Raw genomic sequence first — 25,200 nt, 5'->3', positions numbered from 1 at the left:
CGCTACTGCATGGCGAGCGGCATCGCCTCGATGCCGACCTCGCCGAGGCCCCGCCCCGCCAGCGAGGCGCGCAGGGGAGCGCTCAGGCCCTCGCCGCCCGTGAAGGCCCCGAGGACCGACGGTTCGGCCGCGCGGGAGGCCCGGTCCGCCGGGCCGAGGAGTTGAACCACCCGCCGGGCGATGGCGGGGGCCGGGTCGATCCAGGTCACGGGCCAGGGCGCGAGGCGCTCGAAGCGGCCAAGCAGCAGCGGATAATGCGTGCAGGCGAGGCAGACGACATCCGTGCGCCGCCCGTCCTCCGCGCTGACGAAGCACGGCGCGATCTCGGCCGCGAGCGCCGTGTCCGATACCGGCGTGCCGGCGAGTTCCGCCTCGGCGTAGTTCGCGAGGTTCGGCGAGCCGACGAGCAACACCCGGCAGGCGTTCGCGTAGGTCCGGATCAGGTCGTGCGTGTAGGCGCGGGCGACCGTGCCGGGCGTGGCGAGCAGCGAGACGAGGCGCGAGCGCGTGGTCTCGGCCGCCGGCTTGATCGGCGGGACGACGCCGACGAAGGGCGTCGGGAAGGTCTGGCGCAGCACTGGCAGGACGAGGGTCGAGGCCGTGTTGCAGGCGATCACCACGAGGTCAGGGCGGTGGCGCGCCAGAAGGCGCTCCATCACGGCGAGAACGCGCGTGACGAGGGTCGCCTCCGACAGCCGGCCGTATGGGAAGGCCGCGTCGTCGGCGGCGTAGACGTAGCGGGCGTCGGGCCGCGCGCGGCGCACCTGCTCCAGGACGGTGAGGCCGCCGAGCCCGGAATCGAACACGAGGATGGTGGGCTCCGGCGCCGCGCGAAGGGCGACGGCGGACAGGCTGGCCCCGGCCATGAGATCGATCCGCATCAGAAACAGGTCCGGCAGCGTACGCGTGGCGCAGTGTCGGCCTGCGAGGGTTAAGGCCATCTCACTGCGGCCGCAAAATGGCTGCGGAACGCGGTAACGAATCCGCAACCCGGAGCCCGTCCCCGAAGCTCCGTGTGCGAGCCCTAATGCACGAGTCCACGTGCGCGACTGCACGGGAGGCGACGCAGGGCCTGGCTGCGACGAACAGAACCGGGCCCTCCAGCGTTGCCGTGGGCGGCACGGTACATATTTCCCTCGTCCGCGCCTTCTCTTGGGACGGCTTTCTCCGTCGCGAGGGCAATCAGGGACAAACGGCATGGCAGCGACGGCGGCGATCCGCGACACGGCCCCGCAGCGGGCGGGAGGCCCGGCCTTCCCGCCGCCCCACCTGTCGGCCCGTCCGGCGGACCGGCAGGCCTGGATCGCGGCCTTCCGCCAGGTGCGCGACGAGACCGAGCGGCGCGCCGCACCCCTCTCCCCGGAGGACCAGCAGATCCAGTCGATGGCGGATGCGAGCCCGACCAAGTGGCACCGCGCCCACACGACCTGGTTCTTCGAGCAGTTCCTGCTTCGCGAGCACGCGGCCGGCTACGCCATCTACGATGAGCGCCTGCACTACCTGTTCAACTCGTATTACGTGGCCGCCGGTCCGCGCCAGCCGCGGATCAGCCGCGGCCTGATCACCCGGCCCTCGGCGGGGGAGGTCGCGGCCTACCGCGCTCACGTGGACGGGGCGGTCGAGGCCCTCCTGATGCAAGCGTCGCCCGCGGCGCTCGAGCGGATCCTGGCGATCGTCGAGATCGGCCTCTACCACGAGCAGCAGCACCAGGAGCTCATCCTCACCGACATCCTGCACGCCTTCGCGCAGAACCCGCTCGGGCCGGCCTATGACCCGGACTGGCGCTTTCCCCGGCCGCAGGGGCGCGGCGGCACCGCGGAGCTGCGCGGCGGCATCACGCAGATCGGCCATGCGGGCGACGGCTTCGCCTTCGACAACGAATCGCCCCGCCACGACGCGCTGATCCTGCCCTGCCGCATCGACCGGGCGCTGGTCACGAACGCGCAGTGGCTCGCCTTCATGCAGGATGGTGGCTACGCGCGGCCCGAGCTCTGGCTCTCGGACGGCTGGATCGCCGCGCAGGCCGAGGGCTGGGAAGCGCCAGGCTACTGGCGGCGCGAGGGCGCGTGCGAGCGCGAGGGCTGGGCCACCATGACACTCGCCGGCGTCAGGCCCGTGGACCCGGCGCTCCCCGTCACCCACATCAGCTACTACGAGGCCGACGCCTATGCCCGCTGGGCCGGGCGCGACCTGCCGACCGAGCAGGATTGGGAGGTCGCCGCGCGCGACGGCGCCCTCGACGACGCCTTCGGCCTTGTCTGGCAATGGACCCGCAGCGCCTACGCGGCCTATCCGGGCTACCGGCCGATCGCCGGGGCTCTCGGCGAGTACAACGGCAAGTTCATGTCGAACCAGTTCGTGCTGCGCGGCTCGTCGGTGGCGACGCCGGAGGGGCACGCGCGGGTGCCCTACCGCAACTTCTTCTACCCGCATCAGCGCTGGCAGTTCACCGGCCTGCGCCTCGCGCAGGTTCGCGGCTGACCGGCGCCTTTCCATCATCCCCGCAGCGTTCCCCGGAGTGAGCCCGTGACCGTCAAGCCCGTCTTCAAGGACGCGACCCCGCTGAGCCGCCTGCCGGACGACCGGGCTTTCCTCGAGGACGTACTGGCGGGCTTCGCCAAGCCCCAGAAGGTGCTGCCGGCGAAGTACTTCTACGATGCGGCGGGCTCCGACCTGTTCGAGGAGATTACGCGGCTGCCGGAATATTACCCGACCCGGACCGAGCTCGGCATCCTGGACGCGCGGGGGCCCGAGATCGCCGCCGCGCTGCCGCCGCGCGCGACCCTCGTCGAGTTCGGCAGCGGCTCGACCGTGAAGGTGCGGCGCCTGCTGCGCCATCTGCCGGACCTCCGGGCCTACGTGCCGGTCGACGTCTCGGAGAGCTTCCTGCTGAGCGAGGCGGCGGTCCTGAGAGCGGATTTCCCGAAGCTGCGGGTCGAGCCGGTGGCGGCCGATTTCACGCAGCCCTTCGCCCTGCCGGCGGGGGTCGGGACCGAGGGGGTCGCCGGGTTCTTCCCGGGCTCCACCATCGGCAATTTCGAGCCGCCGGAGGCGAGCCGGCTCCTCGCGCAGTTCGGCCGCGTCCTGGGGAACGGCGCGACCCTGATCGTCGGCGTCGACCTCGTGAAGGACAGGACCGTGCTCGAGGCGGCCTACGACGATGCGGCGGGGGTCACGGCGCGCTTCAACCTCAATCTTCTGGCCCGGATCAACCGCGAGCTCGGCGGCGATCTCGACCTCGCGTCATTCCGGCACCGGGCGTTGTTCAACGGGCACGCCTCGCGCATCGAGATGCATCTCGTCAGCACGCGGGCTCAGACCGTCGGCGTGGCCGGGCGGTGTTTCGCCTTCACGGAGGGCGAGACGATCCACACCGAGAACAGTTACAAGTACACTGTTGAGAGCTTCCGCGCCCTCGCCGCGGCGGCCGGCTGGGTCCCGGGCGCCGTCTGGACCGATCCGGAGCGTCTGTTCGCCGTGCATGCGCTCAGGCGAGGGTGAAGGGCGCGACCTTTCCGGAGAGACCTGATCCCTCGCCCGGTCCGCCGACGCGGCCTCGACGCGCGACCCCGCGCGCCGATGGACCGGTCAGCTCGCCAGGGCCCGCAGGACCGCGGCGGCCGCGCGCTCGCCGTCGAGGGTGGCGCCGCCGACCGTCATCGCGCCGCCCTCGCCGAGCGCCTCGCCGGCGAAGAAGACCCGGTCCGCCACCGGCCGCCGCAGGGCGAGGCGCGCCTCGGCGCGACCGGGACGCGCGATGGAATAGGCCCCGTGCGCGAGGGGATCATTCCACCACCCGGCCAAGCGCCCGGCCGTGACGGCCTCGCGCGCCCGGTTCCCCAGGATCGCGGCGAGGCGGTCCGTCGCCTCGGCGATCGCCGCCGCCTCCCCGGCCTCGCAGAGGGCGCGGGCGCCGTCGCCGCCGAGATTGGCGACGGCGAGCGGCCGATCGAAGGGCGCCATCTCGAGATACATCGTGAGATCGCGGCTCTCGCGCCGCGCGACCGACACGGCATCGCCCACCTCCCGGATATCGAGGCGCGCGGGATCGAGGCGCAGCGCGATCTTGGTGTAGGCTCCCATCCCGAGACCATCGAGGGCCTCCGCCGCGGTCACCGGCAGAGTCGGGGTGAAGCGAACGGCGCCGCTCCGGAGCACGCCGACCGGCACTGTGACGATGACGGCGGCGCCCGCCAGGCTGCCCCGGCTCGTCTCGACCGCGACGCCCGTTCCCGACCAGTCGATCGCGGTGGCGCGCGTGTCGAGGCTGACCGGCAGATCCGCGTGGTGGCGCGCCACGAGGTCCCCGTAGCCGTCGACCCAGAGATCGACACCGGACCAGAGCCGGGCGTAATCGGCCACGGAGACGCGCTCGGGCTCCTCGCCGAGAGACATGCGGGTGAGGCTGGCGGCGGCCTGCGCCGCATCCGGCCCGCCCGCCTGCGCCGCCTCGCGGACGGAACGGTCGGTGGCGTCGATCGGCGCGAGCAGTGCGTCGAGCGCCGCGAAGCCCGCGCGCCGCGCGCTGCGCTCGGCCTCGGTGGCGGGCCGTCCGTCGATCAGGAGGGTGCGCGCCCAGCCGGAATCCGCGCCGATCCTGGCCTGCGCGCGCTCGGCTACCGCCCGCCAGGGGTTGCGCTCGGCCCAGTGGATGTACTGCGCGCCGGCGTCGAAGGCGGCGTCGGGGCCGAGGCTGCGGTCCGTGAAGGCCCGCCCGCCGATGCGCCCGCGTGCCTCGATCAGCACGAAGGCGTGACCGGCGCGGCCCAGGAACGCCGCGGCCGCGAGCCCGGCCGCTCCAGCGCCCACGACGATGACGGGGCCGTCCCGGGGAGCCGCGCGCAGCGGCGGTGCCGCGAGAAGGGCGGCTCCGGCGAGAAGGCTGCGGCGGGTGAGCGGCATGAGCGGTCCGCCGATCAGGACGCGCGGCGCCCGTGCGCGTCCACCCCGGGGATCAGGCGCGCTTCTCCATCATCGCCTTGACCTGCATGAGCTGATCCCAGACCTGCCCCGGCGAGGTTCCGAGAAACTCGAAACCCGCGCTGATGCCCCAGTAGATCCCGAAGATGATCACCGGCACCAGGAACCAGCCCAGGATCTCCTCGCCCCGGCGGCGGCGCTTGCGCCGGCGCCGGCGCTCCTCGCGCGCGGTCAGCGTCTGCTTCTGCGGAGGGGGGGCCGGGTGGGAGATGGGCGTGAGGGGGCCCTCATGCAATTCGCTCATCCTGTCGCCCCCTTCGTGTCACGCGCGGCACTTGGCGCGCCGCGCTCTTACTCTCTCGTGGCGAGAGACAGAAGCCTCGCGCGGCGCGACGCGGCGCGGTCAGGCCCGCACCAGCGGCACCTTCGGGACGGTGCGCACGCCGCCCGACCCGCCGGAGCCGCCGCCCTTGTCGTCCTTCTGGGCCTTCTTGCGGGTCGCCGCGCGCGGCTTCGAACGCTTGTGCTTCTTGGCCGCGTTGGTCACGTCCTTCTCGGGCTTCGGCGTCACGGGGCCGGCCGGGAACTCGAAGCCGAGGCTGTCCTTGGCGCCGGCCTTGGCCTCCGCATCCTCGGGCTTGCGCACCACCACGCACACCGCGCCGCCGTCCTTGAGCTTGCCGAACAGCACCTCGTCGGCCAGCGGAGTCTTGATGGTCGACTGGATCAGCCGTGCCATGGGCCGGGCGCCCATCGCGTCGTCGTAGCCGTGCTCGACCAGCCAGTCGCGGGCCTCGTCCGAGAGCTCGATCGTCACGTTGCGGTCGGCGAGCTGCGCCTCGAGCTGCAGGACGAACTTGTCGACGACCTTGGCGACGACCTCCTTTGGCAGGTGCCCGAACGAGATGATCGCGTCGAGACGGTTGCGAAATTCCGGCGCGAACAGCCGGTTTATTGCCTCGACGTCGTCGCCCGACCGCTTGGTCTGGGTGAAGCCGTAGGCCGACTTGGCGAGATCCGAGGCGCCCGCATTGGACGTCATGATGATGATCACGTTGCGGAAATCGACCTGCTTGCCGTTGTGGTCGGTCAGCTTCCCGTGGTCCATCACCTGGAGGAGGATGTTGAACAGGTCCGGGTGCGCCTTCTCGATCTCGTCGAGGAGAAGCACGCAGTGCGGGTGCTGGTCGATCCCGTCGGTGAGCAGGCCGCCCTGGTCGAAGCCCACATAGCCTGGTGGCGCACCGATCAGGCGGCTCACCGTGTGCCGCTCCATGTACTCCGACATGTCGAAGCGCAGCATCTCGACGCCGAGCGATGCGGCGAGTTGCTTGGCGGCCTCCGTCTTGCCGACGCCGGTCGGTCCGGCGAACAGGTAGGAGCCGATCGGCTTGTCGGGATCGCGCAGGCCGGCGCGGGCGAGCTTGATCGCCGAGGTCAAGGCCTCGATGGCGTTCGACTGGCCGTAGACGACCCGCTTCAGGTTCTCGGTGAGGTTCTGGAGGACGACCGCGTCGTCCTTCGAGACGGTTTTCGGCGGGATACGGGCCATTGTGGCGATGGTCGCCTCGATCTCCTTGACGCCGATGGTGCGCTTGCGGCGCGCCTCCGGCAGCAGCATCTGCGAGGCGCCGGTCTCGTCGATGACGTCGATCGCCTTGTCGGGCAGCTTGCGGTCGTTGATGTATCTCGCCGAGAGCTCAACGGCAGCCTTGACGGCGTCGGTCGTGTACTTGAGCTTGTGGAACTCCTCGAAGTAGGGGCGCAGCCCCTTCACGATCTCGATCGCGTCCGGGATCGAGGGCTCGTTAACGTCGATCTTCTGGAAGCGGCGCACCAGCGCGCGGTCCTTCTCGAAGTACTGGCGGTACTCCTTGTAGGTGGTCGAGCCGATGCAGCGCAGCGTGCCCGACGCCAGCGCAGGCTTGAGCAGGTTCGAGGCGTCCATCGCGCCGCCGGAGGTGGCGCCCGCGCCGATCACGGTGTGGATCTCGTCGATGAACATGATGGCGTTCGGATGCGCCTCGATCTCCTTCATCACCTGCTTCAGGCGCTCCTCGAAGTCGCCGCGGTAGCGTGTGCCGGCGAGCAGCGTCCCCATATCGAGGGAGAAGACGGTGGCGTCGGCCAGGACCTCCGGCACCTCGTGCTGGATGATCTTGCGCGCGAGCCCTTCCGCGATCGCGGTCTTGCCGACGCCCGGATCGCCGACGAGCAGCGGGTTGTTCTTCTGGCGGCGGCAGAGAACCTGGATTGTGCGCTGCACCTCGCTCTCGCGGCCGATCAGCGGGTCGATCTTGCCGTCCCGGGCCTTCTTGTTGAGGTTGACGCAGTAGGCGTCGAGGGCATCGCCCTTCTTCTTGGCGCGGCTCTCGCCCTCCTCGCTGCTCGGACGCTCGCCCGAGCCCTCCTCGTCCGCGCCGCGGACGGGCTTCGACTCGGAGGCGCCGGGCCGTTTGGCGATGCCGTGGCTGATGTAGTTGACCGCGTCGTAGCGGGTCATGTCCTGCTCCTGCAGGAAGTAGGCAGCGTGGCTCTCGCGCTCGGCGAAGATGGCCACCAGCACGTTCGCCCCCGTCACCTCCTCGCGGCCGGAGGATTGCACGTGGATCACCGCCCGCTGGATCACGCGCTGGAAGCCGGCCGTGGGCTTGGCATCCTGGCGCCCGTCGCCGGTGAGGTTCGAGAGTTCGGTATCGACGTACTCGACGAGGCTCCGCTTCAGCGCATCGATCTCGACGTTGCAGGCCCGCATCACGGCGGCCGCGTCCTGGTCATCCACCAGGGCGAGGAGCAGGTGCTCCAGCGTCGCGTATTCGTGCCGGCGTTCCCCGGCGAGCGCCAGGGCGCGGTGAAGGGCTTGTTCTAGGCTGCGTGAGAAGCTTGGCAAAGCTCTGGCCTCTGTCTGGGATGCCTATTTCTTTTCCATAACGCACTGGAGAGGATGTTGGTGTTTGCGGGCAAAGTCCATCACCTGCGTCACCTTGGTCTCGGCGACCTCATAGGTGAACACGCCGCACTCCCCGACGCCGTTCTGATGGACGTGCATCATGATCTGATACGCGTCCTCGTGGCTCTTGTTGAAGAAGCGCTCCACGACGTGGACCACGAACTCCATCGGCGTGTAGTCGTCGTTGAGGAGCAGCACCCGGTAGAGGCTCGGCCGCTTCGTGCGCGGCTTGGTCCGGGTGATGATTGCGGTGTTCGAGCGGTCGTCGCCCCCCGGCGCGCGCGGACCCGAGGCGGCCATGACCGTGGTCCGCTCTATGCCCGGCCGGGACGCGACGGGCAGGAATGCGGAGCCCCGCATCGTCGGGACGTGAGACATCTGAATCGAACCTACCCCATCAGCGGCAGAGGTGCTCGCGGGGCGCGCCGGCGAGGCGCGCTCGCTTCGACGGCAATCTATAGGTCGGGGCGCGACTTCGCCAGTCGGCTGCGCGCACTTGTCCGTATCTGTCGCGGTGTCCCTGCGATCGTCGGCGCCGCGCCGCCTGCGCAATGGGCGTACCCCGCATGGAATCGGCGCGCGATCGCCGCAACAGAGCGGCGACGGCAACGCGAGGGCGGGCGGCGGGCTGGCGCCTCGCATGATCCTCGAGCCATGCCCGACCGTCTCGGGCCGATCACGCCTCGGGTACTCGTCTGGCCCCCGCTGCCCGCGCCGAACCGGTATCCGCCTCGACGGGGCGTCCCGGCCGCCCGCAGGAGGCGCGGCCGGGCCTCGGCGTCAGGCGGCCTTCGTCAGGGTCAGACCCTCGAAGGGCTTCGCCACGTCCTTGGCGAGGGCCGCGTAGAGGTCGCGCAGCGTCGCGGCCTGGGCGAGCCCGCGCTCGTAGGAGCCCTTCACGTACTCGGCTTGGATCTCCATCGCCTTGCCCAGCGTGCCGGCCTTGGCGAGTTTCTCGGCAGTCGCGACGGTGTGCTCGAACGACTGCTTGGTGAAATCCACCCACTCGACGCCGATGGTCTGGGCGGTCTTCGAGGCGGCGCCGAAGCTCTTCATCACGGCGTCCATGCCGGTCTTGAGGGCGGCCTCGGTCTTCTCGGTGGCTTGGGTCATGTCTCGTCTCCGGCGCCCGTTCGGGCACCCCTTCCGCGTTCGCGTTGCAAAGGTGCCGGATCGGACCCCTACGAATCGGACTGCCGGCGCGGCAAATATGTGCACTGCAACATGAAGCGTCAAGTCTATGCTGCGGTGCGATAAGAGACCACGAAAGCGCCCGAATCCATTAACCGCCCCGTAACCGCGTCGGCCTACCGTATTTGACAGACGTTGCGAGGGCACGGCGTGCGGCGGCCCTCGCCTGGATGGTGCGATGCAAACCGGCGATGCCGGAGGGTCAGGGGCGGTCGGTCGTGATGCGTAGCGTAGTGAGCGGCTCCCGGACGTCCCGTGCCATTCCCGCCGCGCTGGTCGCCGCGGCCGTCCTCACGGCTCTGGCCTCGCCCGCCGAGGCCCGCCGGCGCCACGGCCACGCCCACGCCCGCGGAGGCGGCGGCTACAACCCGCCCTATGCCGCGATGGTGGTGGACGTGAAGACGGGCAAGACCCTCCACGCGGTCAACGAGGATTCGCTGCGCCACCCGGCCTCGATCACCAAGGTGATGACCCTCTACATGCTCTTCGAGCAGATGGAGAAGGGTCGCTTCGCACTCGATTCCGAGCTCACGATCTCGGCCCGCGCGGCCGCGCAGGCCCCCTCGAAACTCGGGCTGCGCCCCGGCTCCACGATCGAGGTTGAAGATGCCATCAAGGCCATCGTCACGAAATCGGCCAACGACGTGGCCTGCGCCATCGGCGAGAACATCGCGGGCTCCGAGGAGCGCTTCGCGCAGCTGATGACCGCCAAGGCCCATGCTCTGGGCATGAGCCGGACGAACTACGCCAACGCCTCCGGCCTCCCGGACGCGGATCAGGTCACCACGGCGCGCGACCTCACGATCCTGGCACGCGCGATCCAGGACCGCTTCCCGCGCTACTACCGCTACTTCCAGACCCGCTCCTTCGCTTTCCGCGGGCGGGTGATCGGCAACCACAACCATCTCCTCGGCCGAGTCGAGGGCGTGGACGGGATCAAGACCGGCTACACCCGCGATTCGGGCTTCAACCTGATGACGGCGGCGAAGTCCGACGATCGCCAGATCGTCGCGATCGTGCTCGGCGGCAAGTCGGGCGCGAGCCGCGACCGGATCATGGCCGACCTCGTTCGGGCGAGCCTGCCGCGTGCCTATGCGGGCGCCCGGCAGGCGGCGCCCACCACGGAGATCGCCGAGCGCACGCGCCCGGCGGTCGTGGCCGATGCCGTCTCGCGCACCCGCACCCAGGTCGCCTCGGCGGAGGACGAGGAGATCGAGACCACCGCCTCGACGGCGCGCGGCCAGCCCCTCGACATCACCCCGAACCGCGCCACCACTACGCCCGGCAGTGCCGGCCCGGGCTGGAAGCCCGGCCCGCAGGCCCTGCCGAAGGCGGCCCAGGCCTACGCGGCGCCGGGCGGCGGGCAAGCTCCCTTCCCGGGAACCGGCAAGTCCGAGGCGCGCCTCGCCTCCGTCGATGGCGGCCCCGCCCGCACCGAGGCCCCGAAGGCGCTGTCCGGCCCGCGCGTCGTGCCGACTCCCTGGGTGATCCAGCTCGGTGCGATGGACGACGAGGACAAGGCGAAGTCGATGCTCGCGGATGCCCGCAGGAGCGGCGGCGGCACCCTCGCCAAGGCGGCCCCCTACACGGTCAAGGTGGAGCACGGCGGTGCGACCCTGTACCGGGCCCGCTTCTCGGGCTTTTCCGAGCAGGATTCGGCCCAGGATGCCTGCAAGGTGCTGAAGCGCAGCGGCTTCAACTGCTTCGCGACCCGGAGCTGAGCATCCGGGTCCCCGCGCGGCCCTGTCCCGCCGCGCCGACGAGATTCGCGGCAGCGGACGCAAGACGCGCCTGCCGCCCGCGCCGGCGGCACGGCGCCGCGGCGTATGCGGCGCGATGTGAGCATCTGGCAACGCGCGTGGAGTCTCAGCGATGTCGGTTCAACAACCTGTCTCGAGCCGCGTTGACGCGCGCGGCGCGCTCGGCGCTTCCGCCCTGGTCAGGGTGAAGCCGCTTCATCAGAGCCCTGTGGGCCGCCCGGACCTCCTCTGGGGTCGCCCCGCTCTGAAGCCCCAGGATCTGATAGGCCTCCTCCTGCGTCATCGCCCCTGGGTCCGGCGGGCGGCGCGGCCGCGCGTCGCCATCGCGCTCAGCGTCTACACGCCAGCCGGGGTGCCAGCGGTCGAGATACGCCTCTAGCAGGCGCGCGCCCTCCGGATCCTGCGCGCGGCACAGGGCGAGAAGGTCGAGGAGCGCGGCGGGCGCCAGGGCCTCGAGGCGCTCCCCCGCGAGCGGGCCGGCGAGCACGACCCCCTCGCCCGGGCTGCCGTCCGGCCGGATCTCCAGCTCGATCACGGCGGACCGGCGGCGCATGTTCGCCGACCGGCGGCCGACGAGGTCGCGCAGGCGACGGCCGAGGCGCTCCGGCCCCTCGAGAAGCCAGACGCCGGCGAGGCCGAGGACGAGCGCCGGGCCGAACTGGCCGCGGACGAGGAGCAGGGCCGCGAGCAGGAGCGCGCTCCAGGCGCCGGCGCGCCGCGGCAGCACGCTCGTGACCGAGGGGGCGAGGCGACCGCGGTTCCTCAAGAACCACCACAGCCCGAGACAGGCGAGAAGGCCGAGGACGAGCGCCACGGCTCTAGCGCCGCACGTCGTACTCGGCGCCGACCCGCCCGCCGATCTTCAGCTTTACGCCGTTGCCAAGGTCCCGGAACCCGTCCGGCGCGGTCGCGGTCCGGCCCCCGGGCCGGTCGCAGCCGCGCCGGGGCGGCAGGCGGACGCCCTCGGGCGCATCCTCGGGGCAGAGCCGCGGGCGGGCGGAGGGCTCGCCGGCCGGGGCCGGGACCGCGGCGAGGAGCATGACGGCGACGAGGCAGGATCTCATGGGACATCCGATCGGTCCCGTCGGGATGCCCATCCCGGACGGCTTCATCGGAAACGGTATCACAGCCGGTTCTCCGCCACGTCCGCCGTGGTCACCCGGACGGTGCGGGTGCGGCCGTCGCGCTCCACGATCAGATCGATCGCCTGGGCGAGGCCCGCTGCCTGGATCGCCGCCGTGAGGTCGGCGAGCCTGTGCACCGGCGTCGTGCCGATGCCCACGATCACGTCGCCGATCTCGCCCGTCTGCGGATCGACGCCGCGCAGGCCCGCCTGCGCGGCGGGCGAGCCGCGCAGCACGCGCAGCACCACGACACCGTCGATGCCGAGGCGGGCCGCGGTCGCCTCCTGCCCGGCGATGATGCCGATGCCGGGATTGCGTACGCGCCCGTTGCGGATGAGGTCCGGCACCACCCGGTTCACGGTGTCGACCGGAACCGCGAAGCCGATGCCGGCGCTCGCTCCCGACGGCGAGAAGATCGCCGTGTTGACGCCGATCAGCCGGCCCGCGGAATCGAGGAGCGGACCGCCGGAATTGCCGGGATTGATCGCCGCATCGGTCTGGATGACGCCGGAGAGCTCACGCCCCTCTCCCGTCGGCAGTCGCCGCTGCAGGGCGCTGATCACGCCCGTCGTGAGGGTGTGGTCGAGGCCGAACGGGTTTCCGATGGCGTAGACGGACTGGCCGACCTTCAGGTCCGCCGACGTGCCGATAGCGAGCGGCGGCGCCGCGGAGGTCCGCCCGAGCTGCAGCACGGCGAGGTCGTAGGCGGGCGCGGTCCCGACGACGCGGGCCGGAACCACCTCGCCGGAGGACAGGCGCACCGAGATCGAGCCGCCCGACTGCGTGGCCGCCTGGACCACGTGGTTGTTCGTCACGACGTGGCCGGCCGCGTCCCAGACGAAGCCGGTCCCCGTCTGGGTACCGCCCTGCTGCCCCTGGCCCTGCTCGTCCTCGTCGTCGAGGCTCATCAGGGCCCGGCCCTGGGCGGCGGCCTGGGCGAAGACGTGAACGACGGAGGGGCTCGCCCGCTCGAACAGCGCGACGGTGGTCGCCTCGGCGGGCGCGAGGTCGCCCCGTGCGGTGACGGCGCGCGGCGTCTCGGCGGAGAACAGGAGGGCCGTGACGTAGGGCTGCGCGACGTAGAGCGCGAGGAGCACCAGCACCGCCGCCAGCACGATGCGCCCGAACCGATCCGGCACGACACGACTCCCCAAGCGGCCTGCTCTGAGGCCGGAAAGACACACGCGGCCGCCGGCCCCGCCGGAGACGGCCGCCCTTAACTGGGCGTTCAGGCTGCCGGCTTCAACGCTTGGTCAAGCATGAGCGCCGAGGTGTGACAGCGCACCGTTGCCTCGCGGCACTCAAGCTAACGAAATGGTCACCCCTCGGGTGCACGATCTTCATCAAGTGAAGGGAGAGCATTTCCGGAGCGGGCGCGGCGTCGTTTGTGTCAAAATCATGGACAGCGCCGCGTGTAACTTGCGTCAATAGTGTGTCTCGCCGCAGCAATGCGGCTGGAATGATCGCAAAGCCGCCCCAGAGATGCTTCCATTCTCGGGCAAGCATGGTCCGCCCTGGCTGGCCCGCCTCCTCGGTCGAACGGCCGGACCGGCGCGGACGAACATGGTTCGGAAGGACGATTTGGACATGGAAACCGAAGCTCTCGAACGACCCGCCGATCTGACGATCTGGCGCACCGTGCCGGCGAGCTCACCGCTGGCGCATCCTGAGCGGTTCGACACGCTGCGCGAGGCGATCGCCGCCGCGGCCGGCGCCCTGAGCGATCCCGCCAAGCAGCCCTGGATCATCACCGAGGAGGGCGAGATCCTCTCCCCGAACTGGATCCGCACCTACCTGAACTGAGCGCGGAGCGAGGATTGCGGGGACAATGGTTCGGCGGCGACGAGCCGCCGGCGGCCCCTGCCCTCGCCGCAGCACGGCCCGCGCGAGCGCCTCGGAAGCCTGCGGCCCGGTCGTGAGCGCGGGCCCGCCGGCACGGTGCCGGCCGGATGCCGGGGCCGCGCCGAGCGCCCGGACCGAGCACGGAGGGCGATCGGTGGACGAGGCGGCTCCGTCGGCAGGATGTGGGCAGGAACAGCCGACGGAGCCTGTCGGACGAGGAAACGAATCCGACGCGCCGAGACTTTCGAAATCCGATTTGTTGCGCATTTACATACATGAAGCGCGGCGGGAAGCAGCCCGAAGCGCTCCGGAAACACCATTGCTTCGGATGTCTGATCTTTAGCAGACGTAAAGGACGTCGATCTGCCGCCGCGCTAGCCTCGTTGTTCCGGCAGGTCCGGACAGGAGACCGCGATGGCCCGCTACTTCTTCCATTTCCAGACCGGCCGCACCTTCACCCGGGACGACGAGGGCGTCGAGATCGGCGACCCGGCGCATATCCTCGGGCATGCCGCCGGCCTCGCCCGCCGGCTGATCGACGAGACGGGCTGGGTCGGCGACTGGAGCCGCAGCGCTTTCGCGGTGGAGGATTGCGAGCAGCGCCTCGTCCTGCACCTGTCCTTCGCTTCCGTGACGAGCCGATGGATCGAGGCGCCCGGTCCGCCGATTCTGCACTGAGCCCCGCCGCCTCAATCGCCGCTGCCGCCGCGCCGCATGAGGGCGGGCAGCGTCGCCACCAGCGCGTCGTAGCTGAACGGCTTCTCCCAGCGCGGAAGCTGCGCGTAGGCCGACGGGATCTCGCCCCGGTCGTAGCCCGTGGCGATGACGAGGGGTGTGCCGCGGGCCTGCAACGCGTCGAGGATCGGGTAGGCCATCTCGCCCTGGAGATTGATGTCGAGCACGACGGCGTCGAGCGCTTCGCTGGCCACGATGTCGAGGGCCTCGCCGACGCTCGCCACCGGACCCACCACGTCCGCTCCGAACCGAGCGAGCGTACGGGCGAGATCGTCGGCAAGGAAGAACTCGTCCTCGACCACGAGCACGCGCGCGCGGTTCAGGTCGGCGGGGCACGCAGAACCGCTCATCGAATCCGCCTCGTCTCCCGCTTCGCCCGCAGTAAGGGGCGGCGCGGGCCGTTGAAATAACGCACGTTAAGCCCCCTTCGTGGCGAAGCGTCTAAGGGCATGACGACGCGCTGCGGATCGTCAGGGGTCATGCCAATGGAAAACCCACTCATCCGCAGGCTGGAGTGTTTTGTGCGGTTGTCACACGACGACAAGCGCCTCCTGGCCACAGCGGCGTCCCAGCGCGTTCGCCGCCTCGGTCCACGCGAGGACATCGTCGTGGAGGGCGATCCGCCCCGCGACGTCAGCCTCGTTCTCGACGGGTGGGCCTGCCGCTACAAGACCCTCGCGGACGGGCGCCGCCAGATCATCGCCTTCTTCCTTCCCGGCGATACCTGCGACCCGCATGCCTTCGCCGTCCGCGAGATGGACCACTCGCTCGCCACGCTCACGCCGGTAACGATCGCCGAGATCGCGCGCGACACCCTTCAGGACATCGTCGATGCAAGCCCGCGCCTCGCCCGGGCCCTGATCTGGACGATGCTCGTCACGGCGGCGGTCCAGCGGGAATGGACCGTCAGCCTCGGCCAGCGCACCGCCGTCGAACGCCTCGGGCATCTCCTGTGCGAGCTGTTCCTGCGCCTGCGCGCCGTCGGCCTAACCGACGGGCCGAGCTGCGAGCTGCCCCTCACGCAAGTCGATCTCGGCGAGGCCACCGGCCTCTCGAACGTCCATGTCAACCGGGTCCTCCAGGAGTTGCGTGGATCGGGACTGATCTCGCTGAAGGGGCGCGTCCTGACGATTCACGACCTGCAGAGGCTGCAGGCGGTCGCACTGTTCAACGCGGCCTATCTGCATCTCGACCGCGAGGGCCGGACGCTCGACGCCAACGATGCGCGGTAGGGTTCCCGGCGGACGCAGGAGGCCCGGTCACCGAGTTTCTCAGCCCCTCTTCACGTATGTGAATGCTCCCCTCGGCGGCGGGCCGTAGGCATGGGATGGCCGGAGGAGCCAACCCCCCTCTCGTCCGGCTGGCACCGCCGGTCGAACTTTCCCCCGATCGCTTGAGCCGGCGGTGCCTTTTTCGCACTTCCCCGCGCGCCTCACTCCGCCGCGTCGCGCTCCCGGAACCGCTCGATGCCCTGCCGCTCCGGATTGATCGCCGCGAGCGCGCGCTTGGCCGCCTCGAGCGGATGCTCGGACTCAATCCGCACCGAGGACAGGTCCGGACTCTTGTAGACCGTGACGATCGTGTCCATCACCTCCGTGAGGGTGGTGCGCTTGTCCTCGGGCGCCGCGATCAGGAGTTGCAGTCCCCAGGCCCGGTAGAGATCGACGAGCCCTTGCGAGTTGCGCACGTCGAGCTTCGAGAAGGCCTCGTCGAGGAGGCACAGGCCGAGCCCGGGATTCTCGTCGCCGGGCCGGTCGCCCGGGTAGTAGGCGCTCGCGAGCGAGGCCGCGATCGCCACATAGAACGGCGCCTGGGCCTCGCCGCCCGAGCCGCGCAGCGCCCGGCTCGACATGGTGGTGCGGTTGCCCGCGCGGTCCCGCATGCCGATCTCGTAGACGAAGTAGTTGCGGTAATCGGCGAGCCGCGCCGCGTCCTCGCTGCCGGCGATCAGCTCCGAGATCTCCTCCAGCGCCGCCGCCATCGGTCCCTCCCCGGCCGCGGGCAGCAGGGATTGGGCCGCATCGGGCGAGCGCGCGACCTCCGTGGCGAGGGCGTGGACGGCAGCGTAGCGCCGGTCGACGGTGGCCTCGAAGGCGTAGGTCTGGCCCGTGAAGGTCTGGGAGGAGAGGCGCTCGTTCAGCGCGTCGAGGCGGGCCCGGACCCGCTCGAACTTGTCGGCAAGGCGCGTCAGCAGGTCCTCGGTCATCAGGCGGCGCATCTCGCCCTCGGCGCGCTCGGCCTGGGCGCGGTAGCGCCGCAGCTCGTGGCCCGCCACCTCGTCGTGCTCGCGCCGCGCCCAGTCGTAGCCGGAGGTCGCGAGGGCATCGCCCTTGGCGAGCGGGTTCTCGATGCGCCACTGCGCGCAGTATTCGGCGAGGTCCCGCTCGGCTGCGCGCCCGTGCGAGCGCGCGCTCTCGCCGGCCTCGCGGGCGGCATTCCGCTCGGCCGCCGCGAGCGCGCTGACCGCCTTCGCGTCGAGCCCCGCGAAATCGTGCCGGATGCAGGCCGCCTCGGCCGGGTCGAGGGCCTGCGCGCGGGCGAGGCGCACGCGCTGGGCATCACCGCCTCGCAGACGGTTCAGGGCGCCGCGTCGCGCCGACAGGGCGGCACGGACGGCCTCCCTGCCGGAGGCGAGGCGCGCCCGAAGCTGCGCCTCCTCGCTGAGCAGCGCGTCGAGCTTCGGCTCGAGCACCTCGGCGAGTTCGCGCAGATAGGCGACGCGCTCGGCGTTCAGCGCCTTGATCTCGGCCGCGAGCCCGTCGGTATCGCGCTTCTCGATGGCCTCGCGCTCGGTGGCGAGCGTCCGGCGGCGTCCCTCGATGCCGTCGGCCTCCTCCCGAAGCGCGTCGACGTCGAGGTCGCCCCGCGCGATGCGGGCGCGGATCTGCGCCGCCGCCCGGGCGGCCTCGCGCAGGAGCGACGCCTCCTGGCGCAGGCGCCGCGCCTCCGCCACCGCGGCCTCGTGCCGGCGCCGGCTCTCCGGGGTCGGACCTTGCTGGCCGCGGGTCATCAGGAGGTCGACCGAGCGCGTCACCGAGTAGGCCATGCCGGCGGTTGTGCGCCCGCTCGGCGCTACCGCCCGGCTCATCCGGGCGAGCTGCGCGTCGTTCTCGGCAAGATCGTAGCCGCCGAGCCGTACGGCGAGGAAGGCCTCGGCATGGGCGTCCCGCGTCTCGATCATCGACAGCGCCCCCTCGTCGAAGCGCCGTGCCCGCTGACGCGCCGTGTCGGTGGTCTTGACGAGGATGCAGCGGTGGAACTGGTTGCGGCCGGCCTGCAGGATGCCGAGCGCCTCCTCGAGGCGGTCGGGCGAGACGACCAGGGCCTCCCGCGCCCGCCCGAGCAGGGCCTCCAGCGCCGGTCCCCAGACCGGATCGACGATCTCGGCGAGCTCGCAGATCGGCACGCCGTCGATGCCGCGGCGTGCGAGCTCGGCCCGGAACGCGAGCGTGTCGGAGGACAGGCGCGCAGCCGCGCCCCCGCCGCCGACCGGCGGGGCGGTGCGCTCCGCCTCGAGCTCCTCGGCGCGGGCCTTCAGCGCCGCGTCCTCCGCGGCCCGGTCAAGGGCCTCGTCGAAGGCGGGCAGCCGCGCGAGCCCGTCGAGGAGGCTGGCCAGGAGTCCATCCGCCCGCAGGGTCTCGTCGAGGGGCGCTTCCTTGCGCAGGCCGGAACGGGCGCAGGCCTCCGCGAGGCGGGCGGCCTGCGGCGCGGCCTGCCGGAGCGTCGCCGCCACCGCGCTGAGCCTGCCCATCTGCTGGACGAGGCCGACGAGGTCGGCGACGCGGGCGGCCAGCTCGCGCCGGTCCCGCTCCAGCATGGCGAGGCCGGCATTCGAGGCGGCGAGACGCCCCTCCTGGGCGCTGCCCGCGACGAGGGCCTTGCGCTCGGCGATCTCCCCGTCGATCTCCCGCACGAAGCCCTGGCTTGAGCGCACGCTCTCGCGGGCGATTCGCAGCGCCTCGCTGCCGTCGCGCAGCCGCGTGCGGATCGCCACGAAGTCGAGGCTGCGCCGGCGCAGGTCCGCGAAGGCCGCGCGGGCCTCGTGCGTCGCGGCGGCGAGCACCCCGTCGCCCCAGGCTTCGTAGCGGGTGACGAGGCGGCCGAGACGCTGCAGCTTCGCCTCGAGCTCCTCGATCGTTTCCAGCAGGCGCCGCCAGTTCTCGACGGATTGGCGGATCCGGGCGACGTCGAGTGGCTCGGGATCGAGCACGAAGGAGCGCACGAAGGCGCTCGAATCGAAGATTGGCTTGAACGCGACGGCATTCGAGAACGTGCGCAGGAAGTGGCGCGGATCCGGCGCGGGCGCGCCCTCGCGGAGCGTCGCCAGCACCTCGGCGGTGAAGCGCTCGCCCGAGGTGCGGAATTCCTCGAAGCGCTCGGCGCGCGCCCGCAGGTCCGCGGCGATCTCGGCCCAGGGCGCGGTGAAGCTGCCCTCATGCGTCGTGCGGGCGTAGTCGGCGATCTCGAAGCGGTGGCCCGTCGCGATGAAGCGGGAGAGCACCTCCTCCTTCTGCTCGTCGGAGCGGGCGGCGAGCGCGAGGCCGAAGGAGACGATGCGGCCTGTGACCTCGTTCTCGAAGGTCAGGCAGATCACCGTCTCGCAAGCCTCCCGGGTCGGGCGCCCGCCCTCGGCCGGGTCGCTGATCCAGCCGAGGCAATAGTCGCGCACGGTCCGGGCGCTCCGGCCGGAAGCCGAGGCGTTCAGCGCCAGCCGGCTCGCGTTGTTGCCGGCCAGCACCGTGCCGACCGCGTCGAAAATCGTGGATTTGCCCGCCCCCGTCGGCCCGACGAGCGCCGCCGCCCCCCGGATCCGGATCTGCTCGCGCCGGATGAGGTACCAGTTGGACAGGGCGATGTCGGTGAGGAGGTACAAACCGGATGGTCCGGCCGGGACGGCGCGAGGTCAGGAGCGCCCAGTTGGCCGGAGATTCCCGGCGAGACAAGGGCAGCCGGGACACGGGTGCGGGCGAATGAGGCGGCCGGGCAGCCCTCCCGCCTCCTCGGTCCGCGCGCCGCCGCACCGTCCGGGGCCGGCCGCGGACGAGCTCGCCGGGGTCCGCGGCGGCGCGAGACAGACCCGCTCGCCCGTGCGGAGGATGTCTCTCTCAGACCTCCCCCGCCTCCGCCCAGGCCCGGATCGCATCGAGCCAGGCATCGGGCGCGACCACGGCGATGCCCGGCAGCACGGCGAGGGGCGTGACCCGCTCGCTGCGGTCGCGCTCGCCGAGCCGAAGAGCGCCGCGGCGGGAGAACAGGCGCAGGATCTCGACGAGGCGCGCCTCCTCGGGCGGCTCCGTGCGCGCCGCGGTGCGGATGCGGTCGGCGATGTCGTCGGTGGTGCACTCGACGAGGCCGTCCGTGGTGACTCGGTGGTCGCGCAGGCCCTCCTCGTAGGCGAGCCGCAGGGCGAGCAGCACCAGGGTCTCGTCCTTGCGCAGGCGCTCCGAGGCCATGTCGTGGCGCACGCCACCGGGCGGCAGCCGCAGCGAGACCATCTGGTCCCGGTGCGAGACCTCGAAGGCGTAGCCGAGGCAGGCGAAGTAGTCCTTGAAGAAGGGCGCGTAGTGGCGGGCAAGCTCGTAGGAGCGGCCGATGCCCGGCGTGTCGCTGTAGATCACCTGACCCTTCAGCATCACCTGGAGGGCACGGGCGAGTTCGTCCGCGTCCGGCGCGCGGGCGCCCGGGGGCGGCGGCTCGTCGCCGTCGATGATGGCGCGGAAGGGCTCAAGCATGGGGGCGCCGCTCCACCACGAAGTCCGGGCATTCGAGCCAGCCGTTCGAGACGCGGCCGTCCGTGCGCGACAGGGCGTAGCGCTCCATCAGGTGCCCGTCGAACAGGACGTCGATCTCGCGCAGGCGCTGGAAGATCACGAACTCGTCGACATCCGCCACCGGGATCTCGGAGCCGCGGATCGCCGCCCTCTGCCCGAGCTTGACCTCCAGGAAGGCCGCGATCGTGTCGGGGGTGACGGTCGTTCGGCGGCGGAACTCCGCCTTGGCGTTGACGAAGGCCTCGATCGCAGGGTCGAGCCGGATCTCCGGCAGGGGTTCGGATTCGATCGGCGGCCGGCGCAGGCGCGGGGTGTAGAGATGCGCCTCGCCGATCGGCGGGCGCAGGAGCGAGAGGCCGGCCGGGAGATCCGGAGCCTCCGCGGCGGCGCCGGCCGCCCGCAGGGCCGCCGCACTGCGCTCGATGCCGAGGGAATCCGGCCGGTCCAGGTAGCGCACGGCCGAGGCGATGCGCCGCTCGAGCCGCGCGACGATGTCGTCGACGGCCTCGAGATGCCGGTCAAGTCCCTCGAACACCGCCAGGATCTCGGCGAGGTCGACCCGCACCCTGCGCTCGGCCGAAGCGAGGTCCGGGGCGCGCCCCTCGCGCACCAGCGCCTCGGCGAGCCCGCGGATCAGCAGGGCGTCGCGCAGCGCCTGGCCCGCCTCACGCACGATCGCGGAGCGGAAGCGGAACGGGTTGAAGCGGGTGTGCAGCGTCCGGTAGTCGCTGATCAGGTGGCGCTCGACGAAATCCTCGAAATAGAGCCGGAAGGCCGCCCGCAGGTCCTCCTCGCGCAGGATCCGCTCCTCGATCTTGCGCATCGAGCCGGCGAGCGAGCGCACGTGACCGAGGAAGGTGCGGGCGGATTTGGCCGCGTTCGAGAGCGCCTCCGAGCGGTCGGAGGGGTTGGCCACCGCGCTCTCGAGGCTGCCGAGCACGTCGAGGACGGCGCCGCCATAGGAGCGGGTCTCGCCGCGGTCGAGGCGCGACAGCTCCTCGAGCAGAAGGCGCGCCTCGGGATCGAAATCGACCACGGGCACGTAGCGCTCGCGCCGCTCCACGAGCCAGCCGGATTCCGTGAAGCGCCGGTAGAGGGCCGAGCGCCGCTCCGCGGGGTCGACGGGCGTTGTTTCGTCGTCGGCGATCTGCGCCTGCGTCCATCCGGCCGCGAAATCGCCGATCGCCGCGAGGAGCTCGCTCTTGCGGATCGGCTCCACCGACGCGCCCATGACGCGCCGGTGCAGGTGCAGGAGGAGCGCCGCGTTGAAGGCGCGGCTCGGAGAGGCGAGAGGCCGGAAGAGGTCGTCGGCGAGGTGCGTGAACAGCATCGTGTCGCCCCCGCCGGGACCGGGCCCGCCCGTCTATGCCGCGTGACGCCGACCTACTCGGCGCTGGCCTACTTGGCGCCGAGCAGCTCGACGTCGAAGATCAGCGTGGCGTTCGGCGGGATGACGCCGCCGGCGCCGCGGGCACCGTAGCCGAGATCGGGCGGGATCACGAGGGTGCGCTTGCCGCCCGTCTTCATGGTGGCGACGCCGACGTCCCAGCCCTGGATCACCTGGCCCTGGCCGAGGGTGAAGGTGAAGGGCTGGTTGCGGTCGCGCGAGGAATCGAACTTCTTGCCCTTCTCGCCGCCCTGGTCGAGCCAGCCCGTGTACTGGACGGTGACCTTCTGGCCGGCCTTCGGCTCGGGGCCGGTGCCCACCACCTCGTCCTTGTATTTCAGGCCCGACGGCAGGGTGACGTAGTCGGCGGCGTTTGCGGTTGCGGTCATGGCGATCAGCGCGGCTCCGGCGAGGGAAAGGAACGGGCGAGGCATGCTTCCTCCGATAGCCCGGCGGCGCGGGCCTTCGCGCGCCTCTTACGGGCTCGGGCCTCCGGACGCCAGCCGGCCCCGTGCGGAGCGCTTCGCGACGCTCGCGCGTTTCCCCGCCTTTGACGGAGGAAGTCGGACCGATGAGCGTCACGGCCGAGGATTGGGACGCGCGCGTCACGCGCCTGTCCGAGAAGATGCCCGACACCCTGCGCCGGGGCGTCGACTGGCTGCGCGAGCCCTCCCGCCTCTGGATCCGCCTGATCGCCGCGTTCCTGCTGATCCTCGGCGGCATCTTCTCCATCCTGCCGGTGCTCGGTCTCTGGATGCTGCCCCTCGGGCTCGCGCTGCTCGCGCAGGACGTGCCGGGGCTCAAGGTGCCGATGGAGAGGGCGGCGCGCTGGATCGAGACGCGATGGGCGCGCTTTCAGGCGTGGCGGAAATCCTGAGCGCTCAGCGGCATCCGCCCCAGGCGCCGAGCGTCTCGGTCTCGTCGCGCCGGATCGTCTCGGCGGCAGTCTCGGGCGCCGCATCCTCGCACAGGCGCTCTCCGCCGAGCGCCGCGAAGGCCGCACGCATGTCCGGATCGCCGAGCGCGCGGGCATAGGCCTCCCGGTCGAGGCAGCGCAGGCGCCCTCCGTCGAGGCGGGCATAGACCCGTCCGGTCCCGTGCTCGGCGAAGCGGATCGTTGCCATTCGGCGGGCGCACTGGCGCAGGAAGTCGGTGTTGCGCTCGGGCGCCATGGCGCCCGCATCCGGGTAGACGGCGCCGGGCTCGCCCGCGTCGATGTTGATCTTCCGGAAGCGGTCGACGTCGAGCAGGAACTTCAGGTCGAGGATCGTCATCACGCCGTTCACCCCGAAGGCGACGGTGCGCGGGCGCTCGCCTTCCGGAACGCTGTTGTCGAGGAACTCGTAGTGGACGCGCTTTTCGGCCTTGAGCGCCCAGGTGAAAAACAGGCGCGGCATGCCGGTATAGGCCTCGACGTTGTGCGCCAGGAGGTCATCGACGGCCTTGTAGCGGCCGAACTGCTCGCCCCGCTTCCAGGCCCGCTCCACCGTCGCGTCCGGGGGCGTGATCATGAACAGCATGAAGACGAGATGGCCGAACCGGGTGAGGAGCTGGCTGCCGTCCTCGCTGCTGGCATCGGCGTTGAAGCTGTCGAAGCGGAAGCGGTCGATCAGCAGATGCGACATCCGCCCTTCGCCGGCCTTGCGCGCCATGTAGCGGTCGAGCTTCTTGTCGACGATCTCGACCTCGTGGCCCGTCAGCGTGCCGGCATAGCCGCGCGCCGGCCCGAGGGCGTCGTAGTCGAGCAAGTACTTCCGCCAGATGTCCGGCGTGATCACGGCGAAGTCCGACCAGGCGACGCCGATGCGTCCCGCGAGCGCCCGCTGCAGCGGGCGCATCGTGCTCTTGCCGGAGGCCGAGGCGCCCTTCACGTTCATGACGATCGGGTGCTCCTGGGCCGCCAGGACATGGTAGCCCTCCCGCGCCACCGCCTCCCGGAACCAGGGCTCGATCAGGCTCCCGATCCGGCGGCTGCCATAATCGTTCGTCACGAGCGTGCAGGCGAGGGAGCGCAGGAGCGCGCGGTCGCCCATGAGCTTGCCGCGATGGCGAATGATGGCGGAGACGACCCGCTGCAGGGCGGCGCTGGCACAGGCCGCGAGCGACGCCTCGTCGGCGGCCTCGCGGGCACGCCACGCCGCGAGGTGGCGCGAGGCCCGCTCCTCGGTGGACTCGGCGCGGGCCGGCGCGGGCGCGGGCGCGCGGGAACCGAGGCCGAGCCACGCCCGCCAGGATCCGGTCTTCTCGGAGACAGGCTCGGGGCCCGGCGGCGACAGGATCGCGGCGATCTCCCGCTCGAGGATGGAATCGGCTTCCGCCCGCACCGCCTCGAAGGCGTCCCTGATCTCCGCCTCGTGCGGCTCGATGAAATCCGAGAGGATCGTCGCGACGATCCGCCGGAAGTTGACGCCGAGGTCGGCGTACTTCTCCCCAACCGGCACCGAGAGATCCGCCATCACGCGGATCAGGAGCGCGTGCACGACGAGGCGCTCGGGCCGGAAGGCGACAAGGTCCTGTAGCGGCAGGCCGGAGAACGCGCTCAGCTCCAGCGCGTCGTCGAGACGGGTCGAGACGTTCTCGGGCCGGTACAGGGAGGCGAGCGGCAGGAAGGCCCGCGGCAGGGCGGATTCGATGCCCGGATTCCAGGGACCCCGCCCGAGGGATCCCCGACCGGCCGTCTCGCGCTCGGCGATCGTGCCCGATGCCGACATGGGCCCTCGCAGTTCTCGCAGCGTCGCGCTCCCGGCCCACCGGCCGGGCTGCGCCTCAGGCGGCGGCGGGCTCGGCCCGGAACAGGCTGGTGCAGCTCGAACTGCGGTGCATGCTGAGGATCGAGGCCCGGTCTATCTCGGGATTCTTGGCCAGCACTTGGCGGACGCAATCCACCACCTTCTCGTACTTGCCGGAATCGTAATTCTGCTCGAGCGGGCTGACGGCGATGTAGGTCTCGACGACGAGCACGCGCTCGGCGCGCTCCCGGGTCACCTCGACGGCGATCCAGGCGGATTTCACCAGACGACTGTTCGACAGCATGGACGCACCTCCGCGTGTGGCCGCTGACGCGGCTCTTCGCGGCGAGGATGAACCCTGCGCGCCGGCCTGCCAAGACCCGCGCAACGTGTAACGGGATGACGATTCACGCTAAGCAATCGAATACCGGGCCTCGCACTCGGCGGGCACTCAGTTCTGATAGGCTTGGGCCGCGTCGAGAAAGATGCGCGAAACGTCGGAACTGTCGCCGAAGATCGCGACAAAGGACGAGAACAGGCCGAGAGCGACCAACAGCAGGATCGCGATCTCGTCCCGACGCGTCCCGTCCTGGACGATGGCGAGGCCTGCCCGGCAGGCGGCCGCAAGCATGCCTGCCCCACGTTCTGGAATATTGCATGCCAGCGAACGTTGTTCCCTGCGCACGGACCGATTGCAGGTTTGCCGCCGTTTGCGTTTTGGGGCGTTGGGGTTTGGCCTGGCTCGGGGCGGGTTTTCGGCGCGGGTTGGTGCGGGGGCGGCGGGCGGTTTC

At 71.3% G+C, this 25,200-nt stretch carries 24 protein-coding genes; 7 read left to right on the top strand and 17 right to left on the bottom strand.

From position 1 onward, the window contains the following. Window positions 1-2 precede the first annotated feature (2 nt). Window positions 3-881: a glutamate racemase gene (gene murI, locus WDW90_RS12090; protein ID WP_336487632.1), complete on the bottom strand. Its 879-nt coding sequence runs from the start codon at window positions 879-881 to the stop codon at window positions 3-5. 316 nt (window positions 882-1,197) lie between these two features. On the opposite strand from murI, the gene egtB reads away from it, so the two are divergent. Both egtB and egtD read left to right on the top strand, forming a co-directional pair. Further along, window positions 1,198-2,481: an ergothioneine biosynthesis protein EgtB gene (gene egtB, locus WDW90_RS12085; RefSeq protein ID WP_336487631.1), complete on the top strand. Its 1,284-nt coding sequence runs from the start codon at window positions 1,198-1,200 to the stop codon at window positions 2,479-2,481. Window positions 2,482-2,562: 81 nt separating this feature from the next. Further along, window positions 2,563-3,501: an L-histidine N(alpha)-methyltransferase gene (egtD, locus tag WDW90_RS12080; protein WP_431311026.1), complete on the top strand. Its 939-nt coding sequence runs from the start codon at window positions 2,563-2,565 to the stop codon at window positions 3,499-3,501. Between the two features lie 87 nt (window positions 3,502-3,588). On the opposite strand, the gene WDW90_RS12075 is transcribed toward egtD, so the two are convergent. The 5 genes from WDW90_RS12075 to WDW90_RS12055 form a co-directional block, all read right to left on the bottom strand. Then, window positions 3,589-4,902, bottom strand: coding sequence for a flavin monoamine oxidase family protein (locus WDW90_RS12075; RefSeq protein ID WP_336487629.1), 1,314 nt, complete (start codon window positions 4,900-4,902; stop codon window positions 3,589-3,591). 52 nt (window positions 4,903-4,954) lie between these two features. Next, window positions 4,955-5,224 carry a hypothetical protein gene (locus WDW90_RS12070; protein ID WP_336487628.1) on the bottom strand — a complete coding sequence of 90 codons (270 nt, stop codon included), beginning with the start codon at window positions 5,222-5,224 and terminating at the stop codon, window positions 4,955-4,957. A gap of 99 nt (window positions 5,225-5,323) precedes the next feature. Further along, a complete protein-coding gene (clpA, locus tag WDW90_RS12065) occupies window positions 5,324-7,810 on the bottom strand; it encodes an ATP-dependent Clp protease ATP-binding subunit ClpA (RefSeq protein WP_336487627.1) in 2,487 nt (828 codons plus the stop codon). A gap of 24 nt (window positions 7,811-7,834) precedes the next feature. Further along, window positions 7,835-8,170, bottom strand: coding sequence for an ATP-dependent Clp protease adapter ClpS (clpS, locus tag WDW90_RS12060; RefSeq protein WP_336487701.1), 336 nt, complete (start codon window positions 8,168-8,170; stop codon window positions 7,835-7,837). Window positions 8,171-8,650: 480 nt separating this feature from the next. Further along, window positions 8,651-8,983 carry a phasin family protein gene (locus tag WDW90_RS12055; RefSeq protein ID WP_336487626.1) on the bottom strand — a complete coding sequence of 111 codons (333 nt, stop codon included), beginning with the start codon at window positions 8,981-8,983 and terminating at the stop codon, window positions 8,651-8,653. Window positions 8,984-9,282: 299 nt separating this feature from the next. Between WDW90_RS12055 and WDW90_RS12050 the strand changes: the two genes are divergently transcribed. Continuing rightward, window positions 9,283-10,782, top strand: a complete 1,500-nt coding sequence (locus WDW90_RS12050; RefSeq protein ID WP_336487700.1) for a serine hydrolase — start codon at window positions 9,283-9,285, stop codon at window positions 10,780-10,782. A gap of 145 nt (window positions 10,783-10,927) precedes the next feature. Here the strand turns inward: WDW90_RS12050 and WDW90_RS12045 are convergent, their stop codons facing one another. Genes WDW90_RS12045 through WDW90_RS12035 form a run of 3 tightly spaced genes read right to left on the bottom strand, consistent with a single transcriptional unit; the run spans window position 10,928 to window position 13,084 of the window. Further along, window positions 10,928-11,635 carry a DnaJ domain-containing protein gene (locus WDW90_RS12045; RefSeq protein ID WP_336487625.1) on the bottom strand — a complete coding sequence of 236 codons (708 nt, stop codon included), beginning with the start codon at window positions 11,633-11,635 and terminating at the stop codon, window positions 10,928-10,930. Window positions 11,636-11,639: 4 nt separating this feature from the next. Next, a complete protein-coding gene (locus WDW90_RS12040; protein ID WP_336487624.1) occupies window positions 11,640-11,885 on the bottom strand; it encodes a hypothetical protein in 246 nt (81 codons plus the stop codon). A 59-nt stretch (window positions 11,886-11,944) separates the two neighbouring features. Beyond that, the gene (locus tag WDW90_RS12035) at window positions 11,945-13,084 is read right to left on the bottom strand and encodes a S1C family serine protease (protein WP_336487623.1); all 1,140 of its coding nucleotides are present in this window, start codon (window positions 13,082-13,084) and stop codon (window positions 11,945-11,947) included. Between the two features lie 448 nt (window positions 13,085-13,532). Between WDW90_RS12035 and WDW90_RS12030 the strand changes: the two genes are divergently transcribed. Together WDW90_RS12030 and WDW90_RS12025 are read left to right on the top strand one after the other, a co-directional pair. Continuing rightward, complete coding sequence (locus WDW90_RS12030; protein ID WP_336487622.1) at window positions 13,533-13,748, top strand: hypothetical protein; 216 nt, start codon at window positions 13,533-13,535, stop codon at window positions 13,746-13,748. Window positions 13,749-14,201: 453 nt separating this feature from the next. After that, window positions 14,202-14,465: a DUF6894 family protein gene (locus WDW90_RS12025; protein WP_336487621.1), complete on the top strand. Its 264-nt coding sequence runs from the start codon at window positions 14,202-14,204 to the stop codon at window positions 14,463-14,465. A gap of 11 nt (window positions 14,466-14,476) precedes the next feature. Here WDW90_RS12025 and WDW90_RS12020 read toward each other — a convergent pair whose 3' ends face one another. Then, on the bottom strand, window positions 14,477-14,872 hold the full coding sequence (locus WDW90_RS12020; RefSeq protein ID WP_336487620.1) for a response regulator: 396 nt from the start codon (window positions 14,870-14,872) through the stop codon (window positions 14,477-14,479). 135 nt (window positions 14,873-15,007) lie between these two features. Here WDW90_RS12020 and WDW90_RS12015 point away from each other — a divergent pair, with 135 nt between their 5' ends. Continuing rightward, on the top strand, window positions 15,008-15,754 hold the full coding sequence (locus WDW90_RS12015; protein ID WP_336487619.1) for a Crp/Fnr family transcriptional regulator: 747 nt from the start codon (window positions 15,008-15,010) through the stop codon (window positions 15,752-15,754). 200 nt (window positions 15,755-15,954) lie between these two features. On the opposite strand, the gene WDW90_RS12010 is transcribed toward WDW90_RS12015, so the two are convergent. The 4 genes from WDW90_RS12010 to WDW90_RS11995 all read right to left on the bottom strand — a co-directional run bounded on the left by WDW90_RS12010 (window position 15,955) and on the right by WDW90_RS11995 (window position 22,114). After that, on the bottom strand, window positions 15,955-19,395 hold the full coding sequence (locus tag WDW90_RS12010) for an SbcC/MukB-like Walker B domain-containing protein (RefSeq protein WP_336487618.1): 3,441 nt from the start codon (window positions 19,393-19,395) through the stop codon (window positions 15,955-15,957). A gap of 232 nt (window positions 19,396-19,627) precedes the next feature. After that, entirely contained in the window at window positions 19,628-20,254 is a 627-nt protein-coding gene (locus WDW90_RS12005; protein WP_336487617.1) for a DUF4194 domain-containing protein, read from the bottom strand. Next, complete coding sequence (locus WDW90_RS12000; protein ID WP_336487616.1) at window positions 20,247-21,623, bottom strand: Wadjet anti-phage system protein JetA family protein; 1,377 nt, start codon at window positions 21,621-21,623, stop codon at window positions 20,247-20,249. Before WDW90_RS12000 ends, WDW90_RS12005 begins: the two co-directional genes overlap by 8 nt. Window positions 21,624-21,691: 68 nt before the next feature. Next, entirely contained in the window at window positions 21,692-22,114 is a 423-nt protein-coding gene (locus tag WDW90_RS11995) for an FKBP-type peptidyl-prolyl cis-trans isomerase (RefSeq protein WP_336487615.1), read from the bottom strand. A gap of 137 nt (window positions 22,115-22,251) precedes the next feature. On the opposite strand from WDW90_RS11995, the gene WDW90_RS11990 reads away from it, so the two are divergent. After that, window positions 22,252-22,557 (top strand): hypothetical protein, encoded by a 306-nt coding sequence (locus tag WDW90_RS11990; RefSeq protein ID WP_336487614.1) that lies wholly within the window; start codon window positions 22,252-22,254, stop codon window positions 22,555-22,557. 4 nt (window positions 22,558-22,561) lie between these two features. Here WDW90_RS11990 and WDW90_RS11985 read toward each other — a convergent pair whose 3' ends face one another. The 3 genes from WDW90_RS11985 to WDW90_RS11975 all read right to left on the bottom strand — a co-directional run. Then, entirely contained in the window at window positions 22,562-24,391 is a 1,830-nt protein-coding gene (locus WDW90_RS11985) for a DEAD/DEAH box helicase family protein (RefSeq protein WP_336487613.1), read from the bottom strand. Window positions 24,392-24,446: 55 nt separating this feature from the next. Further along, window positions 24,447-24,713 carry a hypothetical protein gene (locus WDW90_RS11980; protein WP_336487612.1) on the bottom strand — a complete coding sequence of 89 codons (267 nt, stop codon included), beginning with the start codon at window positions 24,711-24,713 and terminating at the stop codon, window positions 24,447-24,449. A gap of 147 nt (window positions 24,714-24,860) precedes the next feature. After that, a partial coding sequence (locus WDW90_RS11975; RefSeq protein WP_336487611.1) for a hypothetical protein occupies window positions 24,861-25,200 on the bottom strand: 340 nt, incomplete at its 5' end.

The organism is Methylobacterium nigriterrae (assembly GCF_037106235.1).
Classification (GTDB): domain Bacteria; phylum Pseudomonadota; class Alphaproteobacteria; order Rhizobiales; family Beijerinckiaceae; genus Methylobacterium; species Methylobacterium nigriterrae.
This window is presented reverse-complemented; position numbering and strand designations above follow the sequence as displayed.

What these genes read in the sequence shown, in the direction of transcription:
- WDW90_RS12030 (WP_336487622.1), top strand. Translation starts at nt 13,533, where the DNA reads ATGGAAACCGAAGCTCTCGAACGACCCGCCGATCTGACGATCTGGCGC.
- murI (WP_336487632.1), bottom strand. Translation starts at nt 881, where the DNA reads ATGCGGATCGATCTCATGGCCGGGGCCAGCCTGTCCGCCGTCGCCCTT.
- WDW90_RS12075 (WP_336487629.1), bottom strand. Translation starts at nt 4,902, where the DNA reads ATGCCGCTCACCCGCCGCAGCCTTCTCGCCGGAGCCGCCCTTCTCGCG.
- WDW90_RS12005 (WP_336487617.1), bottom strand. Translation starts at nt 20,254, where the DNA reads ATGCTTGAGCCCTTCCGCGCCATCATCGACGGCGACGAGCCGCCGCCC.
- egtB (WP_336487631.1), top strand. Translation starts at nt 1,198, where the DNA reads ATGGCAGCGACGGCGGCGATCCGCGACACGGCCCCGCAGCGGGCGGGA.
- WDW90_RS12070 (WP_336487628.1), bottom strand. Translation starts at nt 5,224, where the DNA reads ATGAGCGAATTGCATGAGGGCCCCCTCACGCCCATCTCCCACCCGGCC.
- WDW90_RS12020 (WP_336487620.1), bottom strand. Translation starts at nt 14,872, where the DNA reads ATGAGCGGTTCTGCGTGCCCCGCCGACCTGAACCGCGCGCGCGTGCTC.
- WDW90_RS12050 (WP_336487700.1), top strand. Translation starts at nt 9,283, where the DNA reads ATGCGTAGCGTAGTGAGCGGCTCCCGGACGTCCCGTGCCATTCCCGCC.
- WDW90_RS12025 (WP_336487621.1), top strand. Translation starts at nt 14,202, where the DNA reads ATGGCCCGCTACTTCTTCCATTTCCAGACCGGCCGCACCTTCACCCGG.
- WDW90_RS12015 (WP_336487619.1), top strand. Translation starts at nt 15,008, where the DNA reads ATGGAAAACCCACTCATCCGCAGGCTGGAGTGTTTTGTGCGGTTGTCA.
- WDW90_RS12055 (WP_336487626.1), bottom strand. Translation starts at nt 8,983, where the DNA reads ATGACCCAAGCCACCGAGAAGACCGAGGCCGCCCTCAAGACCGGCATG.
- WDW90_RS12040 (WP_336487624.1), bottom strand. Translation starts at nt 11,885, where the DNA reads ATGAGATCCTGCCTCGTCGCCGTCATGCTCCTCGCCGCGGTCCCGGCC.
- WDW90_RS11985 (WP_336487613.1), bottom strand. Translation starts at nt 24,391, where the DNA reads ATGTCGGCATCGGGCACGATCGCCGAGCGCGAGACGGCCGGTCGGGGA.
- clpS (WP_336487701.1), bottom strand. Translation starts at nt 8,170, where the DNA reads ATGGCCGCCTCGGGTCCGCGCGCGCCGGGGGGCGACGACCGCTCGAAC.
- WDW90_RS11990 (WP_336487614.1), top strand. Translation starts at nt 22,252, where the DNA reads ATGAGCGTCACGGCCGAGGATTGGGACGCGCGCGTCACGCGCCTGTCC.
- WDW90_RS11995 (WP_336487615.1), bottom strand. Translation starts at nt 22,114, where the DNA reads ATGCCTCGCCCGTTCCTTTCCCTCGCCGGAGCCGCGCTGATCGCCATG.
- WDW90_RS12000 (WP_336487616.1), bottom strand. Translation starts at nt 21,623, where the DNA reads ATGCTGTTCACGCACCTCGCCGACGACCTCTTCCGGCCTCTCGCCTCT.
- WDW90_RS11980 (WP_336487612.1), bottom strand. Translation starts at nt 24,713, where the DNA reads ATGCTGTCGAACAGTCGTCTGGTGAAATCCGCCTGGATCGCCGTCGAG.